Origin of the sequence: Desulfosporosinus orientis DSM 765 (assembly GCF_000235605.1) — a bacterium.
Taxonomy (GTDB): domain Bacteria; phylum Bacillota; class Desulfitobacteriia; order Desulfitobacteriales; family Desulfitobacteriaceae; genus Desulfosporosinus; species Desulfosporosinus orientis.
This window is the reverse complement of sequence record NC_016584.1, coordinates 955018-978801: the sequence shown is the minus strand read 5'-3', so window position 1 is coordinate 978801 and position 23784 is coordinate 955018. Positions and strand designations below refer to the sequence as shown.

Genomic DNA, 23784 nt, shown 5'->3' with positions numbered 1-23784 from the left:
ACAATTGAAATGTTACCAGCTTTTTTTAGACAGTGGCTTTTACTTTCTTCATATACAATATAACATAACATATAATTTTTAGCACCTTACGAGAAATCACACAATTTTTAACGTTTATTGTCAACACCCTTTTTATTTTACGCCCACAAAATGTATTAAAGTGTAATACAACAAAAGTAATTAATTATCGATGTCTTCCTAGATAAATGATTAAGGGCTATTACAAGGAGCCACTATTATCCTAATTCCAAATGTAGGACACTACCCTATATCTGAACTTAAAAATGCATATACTCTTTCTCTTAGCTCATAAACTAATAACAACCTATTCGCACATGCAAAATGGACAGCAATACAATTCTGTCCATTTTGCATGAAACCTAAGTTGGTAAACCAATCTTATTCTAGTTCATGATAATCTCCTTAAACCTTTTTGACATAAGTTTCTTTCTTTCTTCTATAAATAACTCAAAATTCGTAAGTTCCAAATCTACATTTGGAATGAAATTTAATGTTCTATAGTTAGCCTTATCTACTATGTTACTATCAAACCATTTTTTCAATGGAGTCTTACTTTTAGACTCATTTTCGTTTTCTTCCAACAACTGGAGATTAGCTAATTTGTCCTTAGCATCTTGGAAAGTAGTCCATTTTATATTTGGAACACAACTTTGTTTTAGATTCATAGCCGTAAAAGAACTTGCAGGGTGCAAATGGTCTTGGTGAAACTTTACCTGTCCTAGCTTGAGATTAGGATATAGTAATGATAAAACCATAAACGTATATGGACTTTTCTTATATTCGAACAACTCATCAATATCCTCATCTGTAAATAACAGGCTTTTTTCTGCAGGTAGTTTTGTTGAATATAGCTTCGCTAGTGGAAAATCGTTACTCTTTAGAATATAGCTCCCATCAGACTTTTCTTTTCTAAGAACATTTCTGATAGTGTCAAGAACTTGATCTCCCTTTCCCCCGTACACCAACTTCAGCAAACTTGCAACAAGGTACTTTCTCATTAAGTTTTTATTGTTAATACTTAAATTTCCGCCTTTATATATGTAATAACTTATAGGGATTATCGCATTTTTGGATGTTAAGTTTTCTTGACTAAATCCGAATTCCGCAATTATATCTACTGTTGTCTTAATTGCATCCTTGATCGTTTGCCAATTATCCTTAATTTTTAGAACGTTTTCTTTTTTAAAGTTATGCACTTTGAATAATACTGGGCTATCAGTAAGGACTAGGCACGTCCTCATGATAAAGTCGTTATCAAAATTAAATTTATCGCCTTTACCATTAATATTTTTCAGAAGATCTTCTATTTCTTCTCTAGCTTGTTCCCAATTAGCAACAATTGTGGAAAAGAGTAAGTCGCTTTTAGAAAGCACAGTTCCTCCACTATTAACTCGGATAAAAATATCTAAAATATCATCGAGATGATCCGCTACGACTTCAAAATAATTTATAATTTTATCTTGTGTAATTCTTTGCCATAATGTAGTTAAGATATCAATAAAGATTCCATTTGTGAGGTATCCCTTCTCTGTTGCATACTTTATATAATCATTAGCTTCCTTCCACTTTAAAGCTTCCTTTATAGGAAACCAAAAACATTTTTCGTCTTTATATTTAGCTTCTGTGACTGTTAAAAATTTAAACTCGTAGGTTATACTACCTTCGTCATCTGTCTGATGATTTCTAAGTAGGTTAAGATAAAGAAGTCTTTTAGGAAATGCATCATCATTATCCCATCTTGCCCTTGGTTTTTTATATGCATAACTTCCCTGAAGAGCTAAATACATAGAACTTAATCTCTGTTGACCATCTAGAACCCCAATTATAACATCTTTCATTTCGGGCTTAGGTGCAAGTTCATTTAAACTATCTCGTTCATGATATTCTTGAATAAACTTATAAAAAGTATAATCATTCGTTTTGGGTTTCTCTACTTTCCAAAATAGAAATGTTCCAATTGGATAGCCGAGCATAATTGAATCAAAAAGTTTCTCTATTTGCTCATAACCCCAAACAAATCTTCTTTGAATAGCGGGGAGATAAATTTCATTATTTCCAATTTTACCCACAATATCCTTTATCGTGACATCTATATAACTCATATACATGCTCCCCCTAAAAAATTGTAAATCTTAAATTAATTTCTACTAAAACAACGAATACCCTTCTATTTACAAAAAAGAAATTTTTATCATATTAGCCTTCAAATTAAAGGTACTTATATGAAGAATGTAGCTTTGTACGTGACGTATAATCCGTTGATTTATAGTTATCCTTCCAAGTAGAGTAGACTTAAATCAAAGTCTTGTCGGAGTGGTGATAATGGATATTAAGATTGCAGTAGGCCATAGAATTAAAGAGTTGAGAATACAACGGAATGTTACACTCATAAATCTGAATTTGATAGGACATATATTAATAGCGTAGAGAATGGGAGCAGGAACATATCCATTGTCAATCTGGAGAAAATCGCCAAAGCATTTAATCTCCGATTGAAAGACTTCTTGATTCTAAAAATTTCGGCTAACTTACAAATATATAGTGTATCTACTCACAACGAATGACTTAACAAGCTTTCGTCTAACTTCTTATCATGAATAGACAGTGCGTATTCGGCAGTTAAAAGCCCATCGTTTTCAAGAATCTTTAAGTACTCTCCAAAAAATTCTTTTGTTACAATATCCACCGTATAATGCCTTGTCCTTTTTCCATCAACATTGGAAACACCAAGTAATACATGACTAGTATCCTCAACATGAACATCTTCACCATTTATAACATCTGCCATAAACAATTTACCATCGTAAACTACTACAAAATAAAATAGTTTTATAAAATTCCTATCAAAAGTACGAATTTTCTCCAACCCATGATGTTTATAGTAATTGATTACACTACTAACGCTCTCGTAAATCTGTCTATTTTCTTTAGGATTATCATGTTTGAACGGTACAACATAAGCACGGGACTTATCTGTAGTGGTTTTATAATGGTGTTCTAGTACCGTCTCTTTATAATGATGTCGCCAAAAAAAATTTTCCTTACCACTTTCATCAATATCTCCAGCTACAGTTAAGTACATAATAGGACCATGTGTTTTTTCTCTAAAAAACACCCACGGATTGGAATGATTTTTCTTGCATTCAATAATTAGTCTTGTCGATAATCTGAGGTTTTCAGCTATCATATCTTGTTTATGCGCTTCAATATCAATTTCTCTGAAGTTGTCATCTTTATCCTGATATTGCTTGTTCATATTAATAGACCAATTATAATCTAGAACTTTCTGTTGACAGTAAAGTTCTAGTGGGAAACCAGACTTTAGAATTTCTTTTCTTATTTTGTCCCTTAAATCCTCTTCGGACATATTTGAACCACCTCATAATCCCTAATATTTACCTACATATGGATTGCCTCTGAAAGGACAAATAGTTGAAATTTATATCTTTCTTAGCGGAGCTTATAGAATACCCTTTTAGTTTTAGCTATAATATACATAGTGGCCGTCTGCTATTTCGTAACCCCTTTGTAGGAGGTAATCATAATTTTGATTTTTAACTGTACGGTAAAGAAAGGTTCTCTTATAACTGTACCTAAACCAGTCTTAAAACAACTTGGGTTAAAACAAGGATCAAAGTTTTGGATTTCGCTAACAGAATGTGGATTTCAATTAACTCCACTATCACGTCTGGAGATTAAGGAATTTAAGAAGGCAAGAAGAAGAAAAATTATATATAAAGACTAGCTCAAAAGAAGTGGAGTTAGTCTTTTTTGATATAACTATTAGTAATCTAGCCCGTTAAGTTGGATTCCTTCCAGTTATTGTGACAAATTTATTTAATTCAATCCAAAAGTTTGGATAAATTCATAATACTCAGGCTTGTTTTTATCTAAATCTTGTATGATTTTATCTTCGAAGATATTTATCAAAGCACCATCTTCAAACTCTAAACAATCTAAATGATTATCCAAAATATAAGTTGCCAAATGTCTTGGTAATCCGATATTTTGGAGTTCAATTATTTTCAAATCGGTAGTGCCATACTCTAAATAGTCCCCCCAGTTAGCTCCAGCATTCTTTTCGCCATATTTTTCACACATAATTAAATAATAATTTGTAAAATAGTTTTTCATTTTAAATCTAATATTGGTCTCAATATCACGCATTAACTCATTTATAATGAGATTTATAACCCATTTTTCTTCTCCAGTAAACTCTATAAAACCATCTACATCCCAGAATTCTCCTCTTTCCTTGTAATAGCTTATAATACTCCAGATAATTTTATTTAAAGGCACTGAAGTCATCCAATCTTTCATTAGGATCGCATAATATTTTAGCTTATTAATATTCTTTGCTAAAGGAGCATGACCTTTTGACTCTTCCTCAGCCCAATTATATAAATCATATAATTGGATAAGAAAACCATAACAATTTTCCTTTGTAACCTCAGTTGGTAAAGTTATTAAGTTGTCTTTTAACCAAATTCTATTTTGATATGTTTCCTTAATCGTTGAGGAAACAGTTAATATATTTGCAGGAACATAATTTTCCTTTGTTTTCTTTTTTAGTATTTCTTTTCCGTTTTGTATTTTAGTAATGAAATTTGATTTTAATACTGACTGATCATCCCTTAATTCATGAATCAGTGCAATGTTAGCATAATGGTTCCAAATCTCAATTTCACCACTAGACACATTTTTCCTAGTGAATTCTCGGTTTTCTAATGAACGCGCAATATTTTCAAAAAAATTTTTTTGTCCTTTTATAACTAGCGGTTGTATTTTTTTTACATCTTTATTCTTAATGATTTGAATATCTTTTTCTAGATTACCCCAACTATTTCTCTTATCTACTATTTTAGTGCAAATGATATTTCCAGATAATTCTTTAGATAACCTCCCTGCCCTACCTGCTAAATTCCAAAAATCTATGTCTTTAAATTTCGATAGACCAATGGCATTACTTAAGATAAATATATTTTTAGCTGGTAAATTGACTCCCTCCAACAATGTTGATGTACAAAAAATATAATCTATAATTCTCTCACTAAATAATTGTTCAATTTTCTCCCTTACTCTTTGAGGCAACCTACCAAAATGGTATGCTACTCCTTTTTTTAAGCACTCTATCAAATAATAATCTCTATGTATATGTTCTTTTATTAGTTGAACTAATTCATTTATTTTCTCATTCTTTTTTATTGGCAACACTCTAGAAAACCTTATTGCATATTCAATAGTATCTTTAGTAGAATTACAATAAACGATATTTTTTGAGTTTTTACCAAGCTTATTTAACCAAAAGTTAAAATTTTTTTCATTTTCGTTAATAGAACTTAATTGAATTTCTACATCTTTGTTAAAATCAGAAAATAGGGTTATTTTATTATTATATAAATCTAAAAAGTACCTTGATTGAGCAACAGGAGATTCTTTAATTGACATTGTTTCTTCAGTGCTTTTTTCAAAAATTTGAAGAAACACTTCAGTATTAGGTACATTTGGTGAGGAAAAGAACAGTTTTACACTTTTTCTTTCGGCTTGTAAAATTGCATGATAAAATAATGGCCCTCTTGAATCATTATTAGATACCATTTTATGTGCTTCATCAATAAACATATAGTCTATCTTAGGATTATTAACATTAGCTAAATAAGATATTAATCTTTCAGGTGTAAAAACAAATAAATATTTAGTATTGCTGTTTGTATGTAGTTTAGGGATAACTGGATGTGATAATACTCTGTATTCTTTTACATCTTTTAATTCACTTTTCATTTTAAGAGTAACTTGGTTTATTAATGCTCTTGTAGGAACTAATATAACAATATTTTCACAATAATGATGTTCATGTATTAAATATTTAATAAAAGCTTCCATAATAAAGGACTTCCCGAGAGAAGTAGGACCAGAGAAACTGTAATGATTGTTATTTTTAAGAGCTTGATAAATATTAAATTGAGGATCAGTGAAAATATATTTTCCGTATGGATCTTTTTGAAATATTTCTTTTATAATTTTTTCCATTTCAACCTCATCAGGCGAAATGATATTGCTACATTTTTTTGAAATTATCTCAAGGGCTGGAAAATTCCCCAATCTAATTAAAATTGCGTATGCTAAACTTATGAAAAGTTTACTACTTGAAAATTCTTCAAATAATAAACTTATTATTTTATAACTACAATTTTTTTCTTTGGCTTTATCTGAGTAAGAGAGAATATCTGCATACCTCATTAAATCAAAGAATTCTTTTTCTGTTAGGTTTTTATGTCTAAAATGAAAAAACTTATTTAATTCAATTTCTTCCACTTTACTATACAACTCTAAAAAATAGTCATCTTCGAAGACTTTTGATGCAAACTCTTTTAAGACCCCCATTGAGTAATCTCCTTCATGATATGTTTTCTATTATTATCCAGTTCGGTAAATGGTACAATATAAATATAAAAACTATGACCAAATAATTTTAAATCAATAATCTTTTTATTGATATAACTTATTCTTTTTATTGTGTCATTGCTTATTTTTTCCTTGAGTTTCTTTCGGAATTCACTATTAGGTAATTTCTTATCATCATCGGACATCTCAATTTCGTAACCTATAAAAATACCGAAGGCGTCATCAACTTCAAAGTTTCGTTCTCTACTTGGGTAAATAATCATTTTTAAGAAATCTCTTTCTTTTTCCGAAAAAATTTCTTTGTCGAGATTATTATATAATAAGGTTTTTTCATAGTTGATACCACTCTTCTCTTTTCCAACTTCATTGACCTCATTTTTAAACTCATAAATTGAATCAAAAGCATCACGAAGTGCAACTGTCAAATCAGCAATAGTTTTTGATTCCCCAAAGAGCAACTGATAATTTCCGTTGTCTAATTTCAACATATGGATTCCGTCAGCTCCATGCACATACATACTTGTAGAGGTTTTCAACTCAAGTTTTGATAGTATTTTAGGTGCATTTAGATGTGTCTCCAAAAAACAATATAGCAATAATTCTCCAAGTTCTCCCGTGTTGTTAATATAGTTTTTGAATTTTTTCTGTGCTTCATATGTTAACGTTGCTGGTCTCTGCTTGTAAGTTTCTTTTATTTTTCTGGATACTGAATAGTCAATCATAGGATCACGAATGTTTTTTATTAAGCATGAGTAATCAAAACTGTTTGCATTTATATTAAGGACAAATAAATTCAATTTACTGACGCCATTTTCATCTAAATTTTTTTCCCATAGATGCTCAAAAGAATCCAAAAAATCATTCTCACCGATGCTTATCTTCATAGTCGATTCGCTCCTCATCATTCGTGGCCTCTACAAATCCGACTGCTACTGCTTCTTATGATAAATCGCTACAATTATACTCAAGATAGGGTAAATAATTATGGATTTACCTAATAATATCTATCTTTCCACATTGTTCTAATAATTCCTGCAATATTTAATTTTAGCATAAAAAAAAGCCAGAACCTTTTTTCTGGCATGAACAATAGCACTAGCCCTCTAGCTCCTTATTAAGAGCCTTTTAGACAACCTTTTATGATCAATATTCAAGAACACGCTGTGGCATGAATCAAAATGATATTGTAACCTAAAAACGGGATATCTACATGATATTAAAGTAGTTCTTTTGAAATTGTCCCTGCAATTTCGTGTATCATCATTAATGAGTTATAAAATTATATCAGAGACGAATTGATGCTCTGCTATTGAAATAAGTGCACAACCGCAAATTAATCAATTTCGATTTCCATTGCCATGGTATCCCATACGGACTCTTCAATATGATCATTTATCGAGACAGGTCCGTGACAGTGAATATTTCGTTAACCGAGCACAGGCATCTCGGAAGGACAGAGCAGTCATCACGGTATTCGAGAGCACTCGTCTCGGACAGTGAATCTAATAAACAAGTCGCAATTCCTACTCTACTACTCCTCTAGGGATAATAAACTTGACATGGGACCCTGCTCTGATGCTTCAATGGGTCGAGGGCTGTGACTCATATGATGTATTCCTATTAGGTAAGCCCCATCCCTTGATTTAGGGTAGCCTCCTCGCCTCCATATCAAGTTTTAATCTGGGGTTAGAGAGACGTATGGCGCGTTGCTGGCAAAAATCAGTGTGGTAAATCCAATCGAATAATCAATATTACAAGGCGCTCTGTTGATCGCGAAAGGTACTCAAATTGACCCTAGTGGATGCTCTAATTCGCCCGAGATAACTGCTCTTTTGAAACGAAATATTCAGTGACGTGCTCTGATTCACCACGATCCCTTCACTACCGAATCAATTATTCAAGATATAGTTGTTTCTTCTCTAGGCTTATTGAGGCTCGATTGATGGAAGATCAATATTATATGAATTAGCCCTATTAAATTCGGACTGTAAATGACGTAAACACAATATAGCCAAGTTAAAAGTAATTCTATAAGGAATAACCTCATGACTTTGTTTGTCTCACAGCCACCTATTCTATAAGTGAGCTTTTATAATCGAATAAACTATGGTCTCCCCCCTTGACAGTTGGGACACCTTCTTTGCCAAATATCCGATCCGTTCGCTTTGTACTTGAAATTGCAGTTTTGACATTCCATCGAGTAAAACCATTGCATGTGATCTGTACCCTGTTCCTCTGTCCGTCCAGTATTAATTTGATTATTTTTGTTAAGATAGCCTGGTTTTGTAGTTTTTATCTCCATGTTCTTTTTCCGCCCTTCACAGTGTAAAGCCAATTTTTTACGGAAAACTTACTATTATATCTAATATTTTTACTCGACCTTAACAATTTAAGCTATTAATCAACATCTTCATCCTCTGTTTCTCCAAAAGCTTCAATTCGTTCCCCGATTAATAATTCTATGTACTTATTAATATTATGATTTATCGAGTCTATATCTTCTATTATCGAGATTCCTATTTCTAAATTCATTTTATAGAAATCCATATAACTCTTTTTCTGTCTTTCTTTAGTAGCATATTCAGGGATTAGATATTGTCCAATACTATCTTCTAAATCATTTTTCAGGTCACTAAATAATATCAAATGGTAATTTTGAAACCAATAGCGTTTATCTTTTATTAGTTTTAACCTTGATATAATTTCATTACTAAATAAATAATCTTTTAAATAATAAGATATTAATAACTGATTATTACTTTCTGCAACAATATCAGTCGTTTCTCCTAATATTGAATCATGGCCTACCACCTTTATAATGTAATAATAATATAGCTGTTCTTCATTATAAGGTTCAGATAATGCCTCACTGTATCTTACCTTTAAAAACTTTTTGAACCTTTCTCCTGAGAAATAATCCAAATGTTTAAATTTATTAATAGCATATAACATAGTTTCAGGGGAAAATTTAAATATGTAACATAATTGATGGAAATTGAACTCTTGAACAGCAAATTTGTTGGCAATATTAAGTGTTTGAAAATAAGTTGATTTAAAAAAAGTGTTTAAAAAGGTTTTTTTAAGCTTATCATCTTCTAAGTTAGACATACGATAAATTAATTGGTTAATAAAATACAACTTATTATCATTTTTAGAATCGTCATATCTACTTTTGCAATCCGACCTAATCTTCTTCCAATACTTTTCTATTAAATTATAGTTATTGTATGATAAATAAGTCCATGTTTCAATTTTTCCATCATTTCTTTCTAAATCGAACTTTTCTAACACATCATCAAACAACTTTATTACTTTTTCATTATCCTTTATATTGCAAAAAAAGTAAAAGTCATCCGAAAAGTACGAAAAACTGCAATCAATCATGTTTCTTTCCAGTGTATTTTCAATTTCAGCACTTATTTTTTTTAAATATTTCTCAGCTAAGTATAAAGATATGTAATTACCCATTATTAGACCATTAGTGTTACCTAAATTTAAATTTGTTATATAGTTTTCATATTTTTCATCTCCTCGGCTTTCGATTTCTATATCATGCGTGTAAATTCTTCCATAATAACTCTTAATATCTAATTTAAGTAAATTATCGTATATGCATAATTGTTGAAAATCGCTCTCTAATTGTTCATCGTATATACCTGTAGCAAAATCTCCTGTTTCGAGATTAGGTACTAATCTTTTGTGAGTATCTATATTCCAAATATCTAAAAAGTTTGTGGAATCTTTAAAACGTTCATATGAACATAAAAAGTTTAAAATATTTGGCATCTTTAAGGTTCTGTATTTATCATCTTGCTTTCTCACTCGAAACTTTATAGGTTCAGTCCAAGATAAATCTTTAAGTTCAAATCCATCAATTCTAGGAGAACGAACCTTATTTATATTCAAGAAGTGTCTAACAGGGTTTTTAAAATTATAATAATTATTTATATCCATTTTGTCCTCCTACCCAACATTATCAGCAGTATGCCATACTATTTCGTAGATTACTTGTTATTACCTCATAACGACGTAGCTATTAGGCCGATTCTAACAAATCATTATGTATACATAAGACTACAGAATATACGATATTGCTTCAAAAAGACTTAATAATTCTTCTAAGCATTCCTCCTATATACAATTATCAGAGAATAGTACTCAAAATGTCAAGAAGTGTAATAATCAGTGCCAAAAAGCCCAATAGATTGATTTAGCGAATCAACCTATTGGGCTTTAATTTTGTGAATCTGTTTCTTTATTGAGGAATGTCAATAGGGACGGCAGATATTACCCCTAAAACGGGATGGAGTTTTACTCAATAGAAAACATCATATTAGCCTTATCCCCTCGACCCATCGAGGCATCCACCAAGGGGTCACATGTTAAGTCTTGACCTAGTTGCGCATTCCTTATGGTAGTCTCAAAAGGTGGATCTCACGGTGACCAATGTGAATTTACTTGATGCACATTCTAATTAACTCCAGCGGCTTATCATATAATATTATTCAGACTTGATACTGCTAAACAAATATGAAATGAACGGCTAATTACGGCATCAAGGATAACAATGGTATCAATTGATACGTTTATATTTGCACACCCTCTCTCGCTAACCTGGTTGGCATAATTGCAGGCAATCAGTAAACTAGTGGATTTAAATAAGCCACTAGTAAAATCTCCATAAGATGGGTTGATCAGGATCAAACCAGTTACGCATACAATACTAATAGTTAAAGTCTTAAAGAGCGTCTTAGTGAAATAGATTCTTCAAAACTCGGGATAGATAATTTAGCTCTCTCGTTGTTCTACATTCAAATTTACCGAATGTAGTAATTTTTTTAATTCCCCCCCCTTTTTTGCGTTTTACTTTTATGGTCAATTTCCCAGGTTCTTTCATTAATTTCCCTCCATATCCCACTTTAAGCTTAACTACTTTCAAATATTACTTCTTGTTTATTCAGATAAAAATGTATATTTTTTGCTGGTCGTAGATATTTTTTATCTACCGTGTAGGTAAGTCTATAAAAATATAATCGTAATTCTCCTTAATAAAATGTATTACATCTCTGAGCGCTGTGACTACCTGACGTTGATTGAATTTGTCCATGAGTCTCCATAAATCCCATGCACAGTCTTCTTGATTAATTTTTCTATTTAGAATACAGATTTTTTAAGAATCTATTTGCTTTCCATTTTTGCCTTTAGCATCCCGTCTATTGGCAACCGAACTAGGAAGTCTTAAAATCAATCATATCTCACACTCACATATTAACCACTTAAACAGCCGATATATAGATTCTGGTAGTTTTACCTTGTCAACTAATATAAACGCCTTAAATCTGCTCTCAGGCTCTCTGTAAGCTATTTCTATAAATACAATGTTCTTGGTCGAGCCATAACCCACGACGAGGTTTTATCTATAACTCTGTAATATCAGTTGTACCGTCCTGTTACCATTGTATTCATTAACTTCTATTGTAAAAATCATGTCCAATTTCACGTTGTTTTTTAATCCATTGTGCATTTTATCTAATTCACTTTGTCCAAATTTTTCAATTATATAGACCTCGAAGGAGTTAATATCTCCGAAGTAGACACAATCTAACTGTTTATTACTTTCTGTTAATAGTTTCAGTTTTAATACATTTTTCTTAGCGCCAAGTATTGAACTCCTAGAGATAGAAATGTCTTTCTCCGCGAAAAGCGGTTTTGCATTCCCTTTACCATACGGTTCAAGAATGGTTAACTCCTCTGCCAACGCAAGATTGATTTTGTCAAGTGATATTAATCCATCAACACGAATCTTACGAGTTAAGTCCTCTTCAGTTAATGTAGTTAGACGATTCATACGTTCTCTTAGGGCATCCACATTCATAGCTTCTAACGATAACCCTGCGGCCATCTCATGTCCACCAAATCTCTTCAATAATTCATTGCAATGTGATAGTTCCTCAAACATGTTGTATTCCTCAATAGACCGACCTGAACCTTTAACACCTTGCTCACTATCCGTTAGCACAATAGTTGGAACATTATATCGCTCCCGAATTTTGCCAGCTATTATACCTGCAATGCTTTCGTGTATATTTGGCTTATAAACAATAAAAACTTTATCATTCCTTATATTTGAACCTTCAATAATTTGAACAATTTCATCTACCCCTTTAATTGTCATTTCTTTTCGTTCAGTATTTAGTTTATGAAGTTCCAATGCAATTTCACTGGCTTCGGTGATATTATCAGTGAGCAATAATCTTAACCCCATTTTAGCACTATCTAATCTTCCTGAAGCGTTAATACATGGTCCAATTATAAATCCAAGATAATAAACATTTATGTTCTTGTCCTCAATACCAGTTTGTTTGATAAGGGCTTTGAGTCCCATATTCTGAGTGTTGTTGATCATTTCAAGCCCTTTTTTGACAAATATTCGATTTTCCTCAATCAAGTCAACTACATCACATACTGTAGCGATAGCAACATATTCAACAAATGAAAATGCTTCTTCTTTTGGAATATTCATTTCTTCAAATATGACTTGAACAAGCTTAAAGGCTACACCAGCTCCGCATAAGGTTTTGCACGGATAATTACAATCCATTTGCTTTATATCAATTACAGCATCAGCATTGGGTGTTTTATAAATTCTATTTCCTTCAATATCCTCTGAAAATGCTACTTCATGATGGTCAGTAATAATAACAGTCAATCCTAAATCTTTTGCATAATCAATTTGCTCGATAGCTGATATCCCATTGTCGCATGTGATTAATGTATCGACACCTTCGTTTTTAGCCTTTTTGATAATGTCTATATTGATTCCATAGCCGTCTAAAATTCGATGTGGAATGTCATAATCTACTACTGCATTGCACCTAATCAATGCCTTATATAGCAAAAAGGTGCTTATAACGCCATCAACATCGTAATCCCCTATTATCCTTATTTTTTTTCCTTTTTCAATCTTATCTATTATGATGCTTGCACCTTTCTCAATATCTTTCATCAACCTGGGATCATGTAATTGATCGAATTCTGGTTTGATAAAACTCATAGCACTATCAAAGGTAGTTATACCTCTATTCGCTAATAATTTACATAACAAATTACTAATACCTAAACTCTTAGAATTCTTTTCTAAGAAATTTTTTGTATTTCTAATGAACCACTTTTCCAATAATCTAATCCCCCTACGAATTAATTTGAAATGCTTGTAACTTTTTTGGCTAGGTTTTTTTCATATATTCTAATTTTCTGCTGTAATTCATTTAGATTCATATGGTTAATTGCAGATAATTCATTCAGCTTTTGTATTTGATCTATTAAATTCTTATTTTCACGTTCTAATTGGTCAATTTTATTCAAATAAATTTGTTCATCTAAATCCCTATCCCTCATTTGTAAGATAATCTTATTCAAACCACTAATCTCAGAGTTCTTTATTTCCATTTCTTTAGCAACTTGTTTAAAAATATCTGTTTTTTCAACTTCTTCCTGGTATTTTAAAATATATGTTTCCAATATTTCTCTATTGTTATAGATTGTTTGTCTGGACATGTTTCTTTTTTCACTATTCTCTTGTTGAAAAGAACGAACCCTTTCCACAACTGAATTAACATTAATATTACTTTGTTTATAGATATCGATACATTTCTTTCGCGTTTCTACAATGTCATTTATAACATTTTGGATTTTCAATAAATGTTCTTGTATATTCGGTCTTAAGTCTTCGAACTTAGGTAATCCATATTCTTTAAGCTTGTTTTCAATAGACTCTTTTAATACGTCAACCATGGTCTTACCTCTCCCATTATCTCAGAAATATTATCCGCAATATGTTTAAGATTCTTATGTTTTGATATTATTGTATCTTTACCATGCTTTCTAATCTCATTGTATAATTCCTCTAGCTCCTGCATCAAATCCCTTTTTACCAATCTTTGTAACTTTCGGCTTTCAACTTCGGCTTGAGCAATATAATTATTAGCTTTGTTATATTCAATAACTTTCAAACACTCATTAAATCGTTTATATGTGATATCTGCATAAAGAAAACTTGTACAATGATTAGGGCACATCTCAAAAGCGCACAGGAATTCATTTTTTGTACATTTTCTCCCAAATGCACTTTTAATACAGTAACCTCCACTTTTTTCTCTAATAGGAACGATTTCAACTAGTTCATCAATTATTTGAGCTAAGTCATATTTTACATTAAACTTTTTTTCTTCTAAAAATCTATCAATCCCCTCCAAAAACACTTCAGCTTCTTCTCCGATGAGCTTAAATTCTCCCGTTAGAATATCATGAAGAATACCTTTGGCTTTTTCCTTTTCTCGTTCATCATTCCTAACGTAATGCTCGGTTGTCTCAATTAATAAGTGATTCATATGTTGCATAACCCATCCAATGTCTTTGCCCTGTCGGATTAGTTCATTACACACTGCAACTCTGAATTGCCGAGGCGTTGGAATAGCAACAGTATCTACATCTTTTAAATGTTGGCAATACTCTGGCTTTACAATACCTTCTTTTTTGTTTCTTTTAAGAGTAAAAATACTGAATCCATCATACCTTTTATTTATTAAATCTAACTTGCAACTATTTCTGACCATAAATCGTTGCAACATGTGATTAAGAGTTTGTGTACTATATGGATAGATTGATGAGGGGTTAGCAAATATAAAGTCAGATTTGATTTTAGCCTTTGCTCTATTTTCGCGAGTTAATTTTTCTAAGGTATCGTAAGCTAATTCACCAATCGGAGTTAGAAAACTTTTTGTTATTTTACCACGGGATCGTTGTCGTTCCGATTTAAACGTGGTAAATTCCAAGTAGTTTACGGCCTTAGTGTTATCAAAACAGGTGATAGAAACTTTTTTCCCTGACTTACAAAGTGCTAATTCGTGAATTCTCATTCCCACCTGAGATAATAGTACAACTGTAGATGCTTCAATTTTTTCCTTATCGCTCGTCTCGGCTGAATTTATTTCTTTAATCCCGACGGATATAATATTTTCATATATTTCATAAGGAATATTTGGAGTTTTGCCATTTTCTATTTGTTGTTTAAGAAGTTCTGTGTCAGTTTCATCCAATATTTCTCTTTCATAAGAGAAATCCACACTCTTATCTCTTTCAATATACTTTAAAATAGTTATCAATATTCTTCGATTATGTCTTCTTTCGCTTTCCGTCGAATATCGCTCCTTTAAATATTCGTTAAAGTCATTAATATGGCTTATTGTCACGAATGTTGGATTAAAAATATTTTTATTAATAAAAAATAAAACTATTTTGCTGGCATAACCTAGATACTTTGAAATGCTACTTACACTTTTTTCGTTGATTAATAATTCCAGGATATATCTTTTAACATAATCTTTATACGCATAGTGTATTTTACTAAAATCATACTTTTTCTTGTAGGGACCCATTTCTGGAATATAATCATTAAAATCCCATAAATCTTGAGAAAAATATATTTCAACATTGAAAAAAGGTAATCTATCAATTATGAAAGTATTTAAGAAAATATGTTTTTCATCAGCAGTGTTAGCAATTTTATCAAGTTCGTGAGTATTAATAATTTCATTCATATTTCAGCCTCTTCATTTTCCTTAAGGGTCACTAACTCTGCTAAATAACTAACATATAGTTTTTTGATAGATAACAAGTGCTCTTTTTCATGTAAAATGCTCTGGTTTTGTATTTTGAGATTTATCTCTTCAATGCTATTTTCAAAATATGGAATTCTATCAATTGTCACTATAAAGTTTGAACACAATAAACAATCAATACATCGAATAGTTATATTACCTTTACAAAACCCACAGCCACTTTTCACCGTAATTTCTCGAATATCCTTTGGTAAATCTTCCATTGAGTCTTCCAAATTTGCTACTATTTCACCTTTTAGAGTTATATTCCCTAATGTGACTCCGTAGAAAGCTTCCAGATAGTCACTAATTTCTGGCTTTATATAGTGCTTAATTGTAGTTGCATAATCCCTATGTCCCGTAGCAATTATCGATTTATATACATTGCCATTCTTTACTGCTTCCTCAAAAAGCTTGGTCATGTACGTATGCCTGCAATTATTTACCGTATACGGTCCACCTTTTAATTCCAATCCCCCCGTTATTTGCTTGAATTTCCTGTAAAATAAGTCGTAGTTTATTCCCGCGGTATTTCCATGTGGATCTTTTTGAATAAAAATATAATCTCCAAGCTGATTTTTTTTACCTGACTTTCGTATAAAATCAGTTACTAATATGGCTTCATTTATCGCTCTTATTGTATATTCTGAAGGATTGACATCAATTTCTTTGCCCCTTGATGTTTTTGTTTTCAACTTGATACTTTTATCCTTACTCTGCAAAACTTTGTCACCAGTTTTCATTGCGTCAGCAATACAATTGATTTTTAACGAACAAATATCATTGGGTCTAAAATTGGTTGTTAACATCAGGTGCATGAATATCCAAAATAGCTTATCAATATAATTTCCTTTTATCATATTGTCTTTAAAAGCTAAAACCATCTTACGTAAATCTTCATCTTCTATTTTTTTCCCACTTAACCCTTTACTCGTTTTTACCGTGAGGAAATCATATATTCCCGAACTAATCGGGTATATATGCTTCGAATCAATGTACTTGACAAATGAACGTATTGAAGAAATATATGAGTTTAGAGTTTCCTCACTATCAAAACTTTGTTTACCGAACTGTCTAAAAACCATGACATTGCTTTCATTTATTATAAAGTTATTTTTTTCATTAATATAATCGCTGATGCTTACAATATTGGATCTAAATTTCTTTATTTCGTCACCTTCAACAAACTCGAAGAAGAGGAAAACGCAATTCACCATATTCTTCAGAGTCTTTAATGATTTGTCACTTAAAAAAACCCATTCCTTTAGTTCTTTTCTCATAGTATGGTCTTTTACCCTTGTAAAATCAAAAGGTACATAATCATCTGACTTATAAGCTGTAGAGTGATTTCGACGGTTTTGAGCTACATACCATTTATCAAAAACTGGCACACTATCAAACTTATTTAAATAAACTACTTTATACCCTTCTGTAAGCAGTCAAGTAAAACCAGCAACTTTTCGCCACAAACCATACAACATTTTATTTCTGGGTTATAGTCTTCCTATGTTGGAGTCTGTAGCTGTTGCCCGTCATATTTAAAATCTCGCAGTGGTGGATAAGACGGTCTAAAATCGCAGTTGTAATTGTTGCATCCCCTAAAAAGTCAACCCATTCATCGAATCCTTTGTTTGAGGTAATAATCAGTGATGTTTTCTCGGACATTGAGGACACGAAACCGAAGAATAGGTTGGCTTCTATTGTAGAAAGTGGCATGAAGCCAACTTCATCAATAATAACCAGTGCTGCCGAGTTGAGTATTTTTATTCGTCTCTTACTGGCGGTCGAGATTTGCGAGGTTTTTAGTGTAATTATGAGTTCATCCAAGGTCGTAAAAGCTACGGCATAACCTAGGTTTAAAGCCTGGACCGCTAAGGATAAAGCCAAATGCGTTTTTCCGATACCAGGGGGGCCCAGAAAACAAATGTTGAACGCTTGCTCAACCCAAGTCATATCGGACAATCTTAGCATCTGTTCCTTAGATACGCTGCGTTGGAATCCGAAGTCGAAGGTTTCCAGGGTTTTTTCGGCGGGTAGATTTGCTCTTCTTCTGCGAATTAGATTTTGCTTTTCGGTCCGAAGACGTTGTTGCTCTGAAAGGAAAACCTCAACGCTTTCGAGAGGCGTGAGATTATTCTTTTTAGCATATAGGTTTTCTAAATCAACAGGGACCAAATGCAGTCCCGATACTAATGCATTGACACGTTCAATCCGTTCATTCATGGTTGCCACCTGCCTTTGCATACACATCCAAAGAGCGTTTCTCTGTAGTTACATGGTACTTGTTGTTGCTAACCGGAATAGCATTCAGGACGATTACTTGTTTTGGTTTAGCACTGTGCTCTAAAAAATCCTTTACATACGTTATTCCGAAGAGTTTGCTCACCTCACAATATTTGATGGCATTTAGTACGTCATCAATTCCATATTTATCGCATAATGTTTGCAGCAACCGGAACTGATCACGGGCATAGCGTGCTTTTTCTGTTCGAATTGTCTGCAGAAAATCGGTTGCCTTGAATAATAACAGCTTATCAACAGTAGTTTGAGCTTTATCCATCGAGTCTGTAATATCTCTGGAATGACTGGTGCTCTTAATTAATTGACCTCTGCCGGTTGAGATGGGATGTTCACAGATAAATTCACCGAATACGGTCATAATCGTCAATTTTTCATTCTTCGCTTCAATGCTGACCTCTTTTTGGTTGTTGTATGTACCGAGAGGTAAAGAGTACCGATTGCTGTCGTAGACGATCGTGTTATCTTTCCGAACATTTCTGCAGATGGTTACATCACCATTTAATCGGATGTCCAGCAGAGGTCTTAGGTGTTCACGTTCATCTTCAAACACCTTGGCTGGTATCTTTTTGGTAGTGCCGTGAATTTTCGCATTACCGGTTCTATCCAACCATTTTAGGAACGAACTGTTGAGAACTTCCTCATCAGCAAAAAGTCTGTTTTCAAGGAAATTATACTTGATGAATTTAACCACATTCTCGATCTTACCTTTGCTTTCCGGATCAGCTGCGCGGCAGAGGTATACTTTTAAATTGCATTCTTGCCGGAACTTCTCAAACTCAAAGGTATGAATAATATCTCCATAGTTTTCTGAAACGCTGACGATACTATCCTGATCAAATACCATTTCTAGCGGCATCCCACCTATATATCTAAAGCACTGATGACAGCTTGAAACCAGATCGCTTGTTGTGAATGGCCGAGTTTGAAAGAATGCCCATTTGTAACGTGCATGAGCGAGTACAAAGGCTGCAAAGCGAATCTTTACACGCTGCCCATCAATGGATTGCATCCACTTTTCACCAAAGTCCACCTGTAACTGCTGCCCCATTGGGAGCTCTTCTACAGCCTCATAATCTCTGGGATGATTGGATTTTTTAAGATTATATTCCTCTCGTAACCCTTTGACATAACGGCTGACCGTTCGTTCCTTGATATCCTCTTTGTAATGCTCCTTGAGCCAATCGCATACTTGTGCGGCTGTCATTGTTGGGTATTGTTTCAACCAGCTGATGATAATTTCCTCATATTTTGAAAGTAGCAGTTCTCGGTTAATGCTATACAGCTGTTTGGCGAATTCATCCGCTGTCATGTTCCAATATCTTGTTACGGTTTCCCGATTTATGTTCAGCTGCTTGGCAGCCCGAGATCGAGTGAATCCAATCTCTTTAAGTTGCTGTATCTGTTTATACATCTTAAATCCTTTCATTCTAACAGCTCCTGACCTCTTTGCTAGCCCCTATTCTAACAAAGTCAGATAGCTGTATTTGATTTAAGTTGTATGGTTATTGGCAAAATGTTGTATGGTTTGTGGCAGAAACTTGTATGCTTTCATTGGCGTAAATGTGTATGGTTTAGTTTACCATTCACACCTTCTTCATAAAGTGTCGAGAAATTCTCTTTACATAAAAATGCTTTGTCAATTCCGTGCTCAATATTAAGCACGTCATGTTTTTCTCTTATATCCTCAAAAAAACGAATGAGGAAAACATAGAAACTTTTGAGGTAAAAAATGCGTATTTGCCTCTTTTTATCATCATCAGTACTAAAATATTTAAATTGAGTATCAAAGGTTTCATAGTTAAAATCTCTCATATCATTAATAAGACTGGAATATTGGCCAAGACTTAATTCAAAATTTCTAAGAAAATCTGCTAACATGACTTCATTTGTCAATAGACCCTCTCTAAACTTGATAAACAAATTAAATATTTTATTCAATTTACTATTTGCGGTATCAATGTAAATGTAGCAAGGGGGAAATTTTCCATTGCTAATAATAAAGAAATTCTCTGGGCTACCCCCTGAAAAATAAAACTTGCTTATGTTACTTTCATTCACATGAATGTCTTTATTATCAAATAATATCCATGAATTTCTTTTTAAATATTCATCATGACATCCTAAGCAAGCCCCTGATTTTTGAGCATAGCCATAAAACCTTATTAGATATTTGTAACCACTCTTCATATTTCTTATTTGATTACACATTAAATCCCATGTCAAATCGGTAATTTTAACGTTCTCGAAGGAATTAATCATTTCATTAAAAATCCGATTGAAAGTCCATACTTCAAGAGTGGTATATAACCCTTCAAGATAACTATTTAAAAGAGTCTTTAGTTGTCCATTTTCTATTTTGCTAAAGACTCTTTTTGTATAATACTCATATCCATCTCTCATGAAGACTCTCCTGATTTATTTATATTTCTAATTCTGGTATTTGTTTGATCATCGCCTCTGCACCCATTTTATTTGCATCGTAGACATCTTCCTCAGTCGGTCTGAAGTAACACATTACGGAGGCTACATTTGAATGTCTCAAAGCCTTTGCAACTTCAAATATTTCAGCCCCTTCTTTTATTATCTTCATGGCAAACCCATGACGAAAACGATGACTTAAATTGTGTTTCCTAACACCTTCATCAATATCAATTCCAGTCTTGTTGAAAATATCTCTAAGTATTTTATTCCATCCATCTTGGGCCAGTGGTTTACCGTCCTTATTTAAAAACAAATAATAGTTATCGCCTTCCAGGCTCGCTCCATTTGTGACCTTATCAGCTTTGGCTTTGCATAAGTAATTCGCCCTTTTTTTAGAACTCATTTTGCCATGAGAAATATCAATATATTCTTGGATTTTATTTATGAGTAATAGTTTTGGTTTTATTGTTTGATAGCCTTTACCCCACGTGGAATAAATAGATCTCTTGTAATCATCAACATTTTTAGGATGGTAGCATGTCTTAGCATGTTGATCTTTTTTGTCTGTAAGTCTGTTTCTAATAGTAATTAGTGTATCTTCTACATCTTCCAGTGTCAGTCCCAGTGTCTCACCTAGTCTTAGACCATTTTCAAACATTAAACGGACAATAATTTCTTCTCTTAGAGAGTATTTTTTTTTAATATATAAAATTATGCTTTCAAATTTTGCTTCGCTAATATACCTAGGTACAGTTCTTTTATTTTGTTGCGAAGGATCACTCACAACATATCTTTCCTGAATTTTTTCTGAAATGCCTTTGTTATAATCTTGACTCAATTCAAGATTCCTTGAGTTTTGCCTCTCGTTAATTGTCTCATTACTTATGTTTAAGAACTTCAAGTATTTTCTATATTTTGACAAATACTGATTAATCGTATCAGCATTTCGCATTGAGACAAATTTAAATTCATATGAAATACCTGCTTTTTTTCCACCATATAAAAAGTCCTTAAGCTGGGCAACTTCTTTTACCCCAAGATTATTTATGTCATATTGAAAGATAGTAAGAAATTCATAAAGGCGCTTTAAGGATGATGATATTGATAATCTACTGTTTATAGGTTTCTTTAGTAATTGAACGCTATTTAGATATCTAAAGGCGTCTCTGATTACTTTCGTTTTATTATCGTAAATCATGATGTAATCATTATTGTCCCTAGAAATGGTTGCTTGAGAGATATAAATCCTCTCCTCATAATCATTATTACTATCAATGGCCTTATATCTTTTTATGTATAATGGTTCTCCATCTACTAATTTTTCCTCAATAATGTACACTGTTAAAGCCTCCAAAATCTAATTTGTTATATCAATGATATAACAAATTAGACATGTCCACAAGTCGTTATTTTATTGACTATTGTCAATAAAAAATAAGTACTTATACAGCATGTAATTTATACAATGCATAAAGTACCTATATAATCACTATATTGAAACTTAGGTCTAGACCATATTACAACTTACTAAGTCGTTATTTATCATAATCACCATAAACAAGGACCTTTTCTTGATGTTTTAAGGCGTAGGACAAACGATCAACGGCAAGGGACATATCGCAAAAACTGAAGGGAGAATGTAAATTCAAGAGCGTTGGACGCAGAAATTCAATCGCTTCTTCAGGCCGGCGATACCCTCTCTGAAACAATATTTCGGAAACAACAGGTGATATCCCCAAAACATTGTACAGTTTTTCCGCAACTTGTCCGGAAGAATGTTCAACAGACCATATACGTTTCACAAAATACTCCTCCAGACTTTCATTATAAAACAGACCAAAAATTGCAGCAACCATTATCCATATTCGGCGGCATATATACGAACCCGACATTGAACCCTATTATTCTTCTCTCCTGTCCAGCCTCTCAAATTCACAGCGCTGACATACAGGAGCCGTTTTATCATCAACAGGACATTCTTCATCTCTGCTGCTGCAGGGTTCTGCATGAATTAGAACATGAGTAACCGATAATTTTTCATTGATTTCATTTTCGATCCTATCGCATAATTCATGGACATCAACAAGAGGAGTAAACTTGGCAACAACCAGGTGCAAATCAACATGTCTTTCCGCTCCGGCCTTACGTGTTCGCAGTTTGTGAAACTCAACAAATTCGTCTGAGTGGAGGTGAAGAACTTCAGCTATAATCTCTCGTTCTTCATCCGGCAAGCTGACATCAACCAATGGAGCAAAGGCTTTTTTAGTCAAGTCAATTGCTGCTCTTATTATCATTAAGGCTACTCCAAAGGCTATAATTGGGTCTATGATCGTCCAACCCGTAAGCTTAATCATCAACAATCCCAATAAAACCCCCCCCGAGGTAACCACATCCGTCCGTAAATGCAAAGCATCTGCTTCCAAGGCAACAGAATCCGTTTGTTTGGCCACTTTCATAAGTCGTCTGGATACAATTATGTTCATAAGTGCTGAGATTCCCATGACAAACAATCCCAGTTTCAAGCCAATTTCTGAGACATACCCGCCGCCATTAATAATCCCTTGTATTTTCTGAACAGCTTCAACAATAATCATAATTGCCGCTAAAAAAATCAAACCGGCTTCAATAGTACCGGAAACATTTTCAATCTTACCATGACCATAGGCATGACATGAATCTGCCGGCTTTCCCGACTCTTTCACCGCAAACAATGCAATAAAAGCCGCAACCAGGTCAAGACCAGAGTGAATCCCTTCCGATAAAATACTAACTGAACCACTTATTATACCCACGCCAATTTTTGCGGTTGTTAACAAAGCGTTTGATACGACTGATAATGAGGCCACCTGTGTCTTCTCATCCACAATTTCACTCTCCTCACTATTTTCTTACTTAGAAAGTATAAGGATATAACATAAAAATGGGACCCCTTATAAAGGTAGTCCCGCAGATTTCTCCGCTGCCCCAAAGCTGAAGC

General features: G+C 32.9%; 17 protein-coding genes. 1 reads left to right on the top strand and 16 read right to left on the bottom strand.

Annotated elements, in window-relative coordinates; translation table 11 throughout:
* Positions 1-404: 404 nt before the first annotated feature.
* Positions 405-2123, bottom strand: coding sequence for a DUF262 domain-containing protein (locus DESOR_RS04670; RefSeq protein ID WP_014183453.1), 1719 nt, complete (start codon positions 2121-2123; stop codon positions 405-407).
* 312 nt (positions 2124-2435) lie between these two features.
* Here DESOR_RS04670 and DESOR_RS30905 point away from each other — a divergent pair, with 312 nt between their 5' ends.
* On the top strand, positions 2436-2585 hold the full coding sequence (locus tag DESOR_RS30905; protein WP_427854237.1) for a hypothetical protein: 150 nt from the start codon (positions 2436-2438) through the stop codon (positions 2583-2585).
* Here the strand turns inward: DESOR_RS30905 and DESOR_RS04665 are convergent.
* From DESOR_RS04665 to DESOR_RS04590, 15 genes are all read right to left on the bottom strand, one after another.
* Positions 2573-3388 (bottom strand): hypothetical protein, encoded by an 816-nt coding sequence (locus DESOR_RS04665; RefSeq protein WP_014183452.1) that lies wholly within the window; start codon positions 3386-3388, stop codon positions 2573-2575. The genes DESOR_RS30905 and DESOR_RS04665 overlap by 13 nt on opposite strands.
* A gap of 470 nt (positions 3389-3858) precedes the next feature.
* On the bottom strand, positions 3859-6405 hold the full coding sequence (locus tag DESOR_RS04655; protein ID WP_014183451.1) for a DEAD/DEAH box helicase: 2547 nt from the start codon (positions 6403-6405) through the stop codon (positions 3859-3861).
* The gene (locus DESOR_RS04650) at positions 6393-7310 is read right to left on the bottom strand and encodes a HamA C-terminal domain-containing protein (protein WP_014183450.1); all 918 of its coding nucleotides are present in this window, start codon (positions 7308-7310) and stop codon (positions 6393-6395) included. The genes DESOR_RS04655 and DESOR_RS04650 overlap by 13 nt, the downstream gene beginning before the upstream one ends.
* Positions 7311-8823: 1513 nt before the next feature.
* Positions 8824-10380 (bottom strand): RNA-dependent RNA polymerase family protein, encoded by a 1557-nt coding sequence (locus DESOR_RS04640; RefSeq protein WP_014183449.1) that lies wholly within the window; start codon positions 10378-10380, stop codon positions 8824-8826.
* A 796-nt stretch (positions 10381-11176) separates the two neighbouring features.
* Positions 11177-11323: a hypothetical protein gene (locus DESOR_RS29245; protein WP_014183448.1), complete on the bottom strand. Its 147-nt coding sequence runs from the start codon at positions 11321-11323 to the stop codon at positions 11177-11179.
* 516 nt (positions 11324-11839) lie between these two features.
* On the bottom strand, positions 11840-13603 hold the full coding sequence (gene recJ, locus DESOR_RS04635) for a single-stranded-DNA-specific exonuclease RecJ (protein ID WP_014183447.1): 1764 nt from the start codon (positions 13601-13603) through the stop codon (positions 11840-11842).
* Positions 13604-13623: 20 nt separating this feature from the next.
* Positions 13624-14220, bottom strand: coding sequence for a hypothetical protein (locus DESOR_RS04630; protein WP_014183446.1), 597 nt, complete (start codon positions 14218-14220; stop codon positions 13624-13626).
* A complete protein-coding gene (locus DESOR_RS04625) occupies positions 14205-16025 on the bottom strand; it encodes a hypothetical protein (RefSeq protein ID WP_014183445.1) in 1821 nt (606 codons plus the stop codon). Before DESOR_RS04625 ends, DESOR_RS04630 begins: the two co-directional genes overlap by 16 nt.
* Positions 16022-17476 (bottom strand): tyrosine-type recombinase/integrase, encoded by a 1455-nt coding sequence (locus DESOR_RS04620; protein ID WP_014183444.1) that lies wholly within the window; start codon positions 17474-17476, stop codon positions 16022-16024. Before DESOR_RS04620 ends, DESOR_RS04625 begins: the two co-directional genes overlap by 4 nt.
* Before the next feature lie 91 nt (positions 17477-17567).
* Positions 17568-18308 (bottom strand): IS21-like element helper ATPase IstB, encoded by a 741-nt coding sequence (istB, locus tag DESOR_RS04615; RefSeq protein WP_014183191.1) that lies wholly within the window; start codon positions 18306-18308, stop codon positions 17568-17570.
* Complete coding sequence (istA, locus tag DESOR_RS04610) at positions 18301-19812, bottom strand: IS21 family transposase (RefSeq protein ID WP_014183190.1); 1512 nt, start codon at positions 19810-19812, stop codon at positions 18301-18303. The genes istB and istA overlap by 8 nt, the downstream gene beginning before the upstream one ends.
* Before the next feature lie 122 nt (positions 19813-19934).
* Positions 19935-20786: a hypothetical protein gene (locus DESOR_RS04605; protein WP_014183443.1), complete on the bottom strand. Its 852-nt coding sequence runs from the start codon at positions 20784-20786 to the stop codon at positions 19935-19937.
* 19 nt (positions 20787-20805) lie between these two features.
* A complete protein-coding gene (locus DESOR_RS04600) occupies positions 20806-22146 on the bottom strand; it encodes a tyrosine-type recombinase/integrase (protein ID WP_014183442.1) in 1341 nt (446 codons plus the stop codon).
* Positions 22147-22342: 196 nt separating this feature from the next.
* The gene (locus tag DESOR_RS04595; protein WP_042330806.1) at positions 22343-22609 is read right to left on the bottom strand and encodes a hypothetical protein; all 267 of its coding nucleotides are present in this window, start codon (positions 22607-22609) and stop codon (positions 22343-22345) included.
* 99 nt (positions 22610-22708) lie between these two features.
* The gene (locus tag DESOR_RS04590) at positions 22709-23671 is read right to left on the bottom strand and encodes a cation diffusion facilitator family transporter (RefSeq protein WP_014183440.1); all 963 of its coding nucleotides are present in this window, start codon (positions 23669-23671) and stop codon (positions 22709-22711) included.
* Positions 23672-23784: the final 113 nt, after the last annotated feature.

Excerpts from the sequence above, each read along its gene's own strand:
- DESOR_RS04670 (WP_014183453.1), bottom strand. The coding sequence starts at position 2,123 with ATGAGTTATATAGATGTCACGATAAAGGATATTGTGGGTAAAATTGGA.
- DESOR_RS04665 (WP_014183452.1), bottom strand. The coding sequence starts at position 3,388 with ATGTCCGAAGAGGATTTAAGGGACAAAATAAGAAAAGAAATTCTAAAG.
- DESOR_RS04655 (WP_014183451.1), bottom strand. The coding sequence starts at position 6,405 with ATGGGGGTCTTAAAAGAGTTTGCATCAAAAGTCTTCGAAGATGACTAT.
- DESOR_RS04650 (WP_014183450.1), bottom strand. The coding sequence starts at position 7,310 with ATGAAGATAAGCATCGGTGAGAATGATTTTTTGGATTCTTTTGAGCAT.
- DESOR_RS04640 (WP_014183449.1), bottom strand. The coding sequence starts at position 10,380 with ATGGATATAAATAATTATTATAATTTTAAAAACCCTGTTAGACACTTC.
- DESOR_RS29245 (WP_014183448.1), bottom strand. The coding sequence starts at position 11,323 with ATGAAAGAACCTGGGAAATTGACCATAAAAGTAAAACGCAAAAAAGGG.
- DESOR_RS04630 (WP_014183446.1), bottom strand. The coding sequence starts at position 14,220 with ATGGTTGACGTATTAAAAGAGTCTATTGAAAACAAGCTTAAAGAATAT.
- DESOR_RS04625 (WP_014183445.1), bottom strand. The coding sequence starts at position 16,025 with ATGAATGAAATTATTAATACTCACGAACTTGATAAAATTGCTAACACT.
- istB (WP_014183191.1), bottom strand. The coding sequence starts at position 18,308 with ATGAATGAACGGATTGAACGTGTCAATGCATTAGTATCGGGACTGCAT.
- istA (WP_014183190.1), bottom strand. The coding sequence starts at position 19,812 with ATGAAAGGATTTAAGATGTATAAACAGATACAGCAACTTAAAGAGATT.
- DESOR_RS04605 (WP_014183443.1), bottom strand. The coding sequence starts at position 20,786 with ATGAGAGATGGATATGAGTATTATACAAAAAGAGTCTTTAGCAAAATA.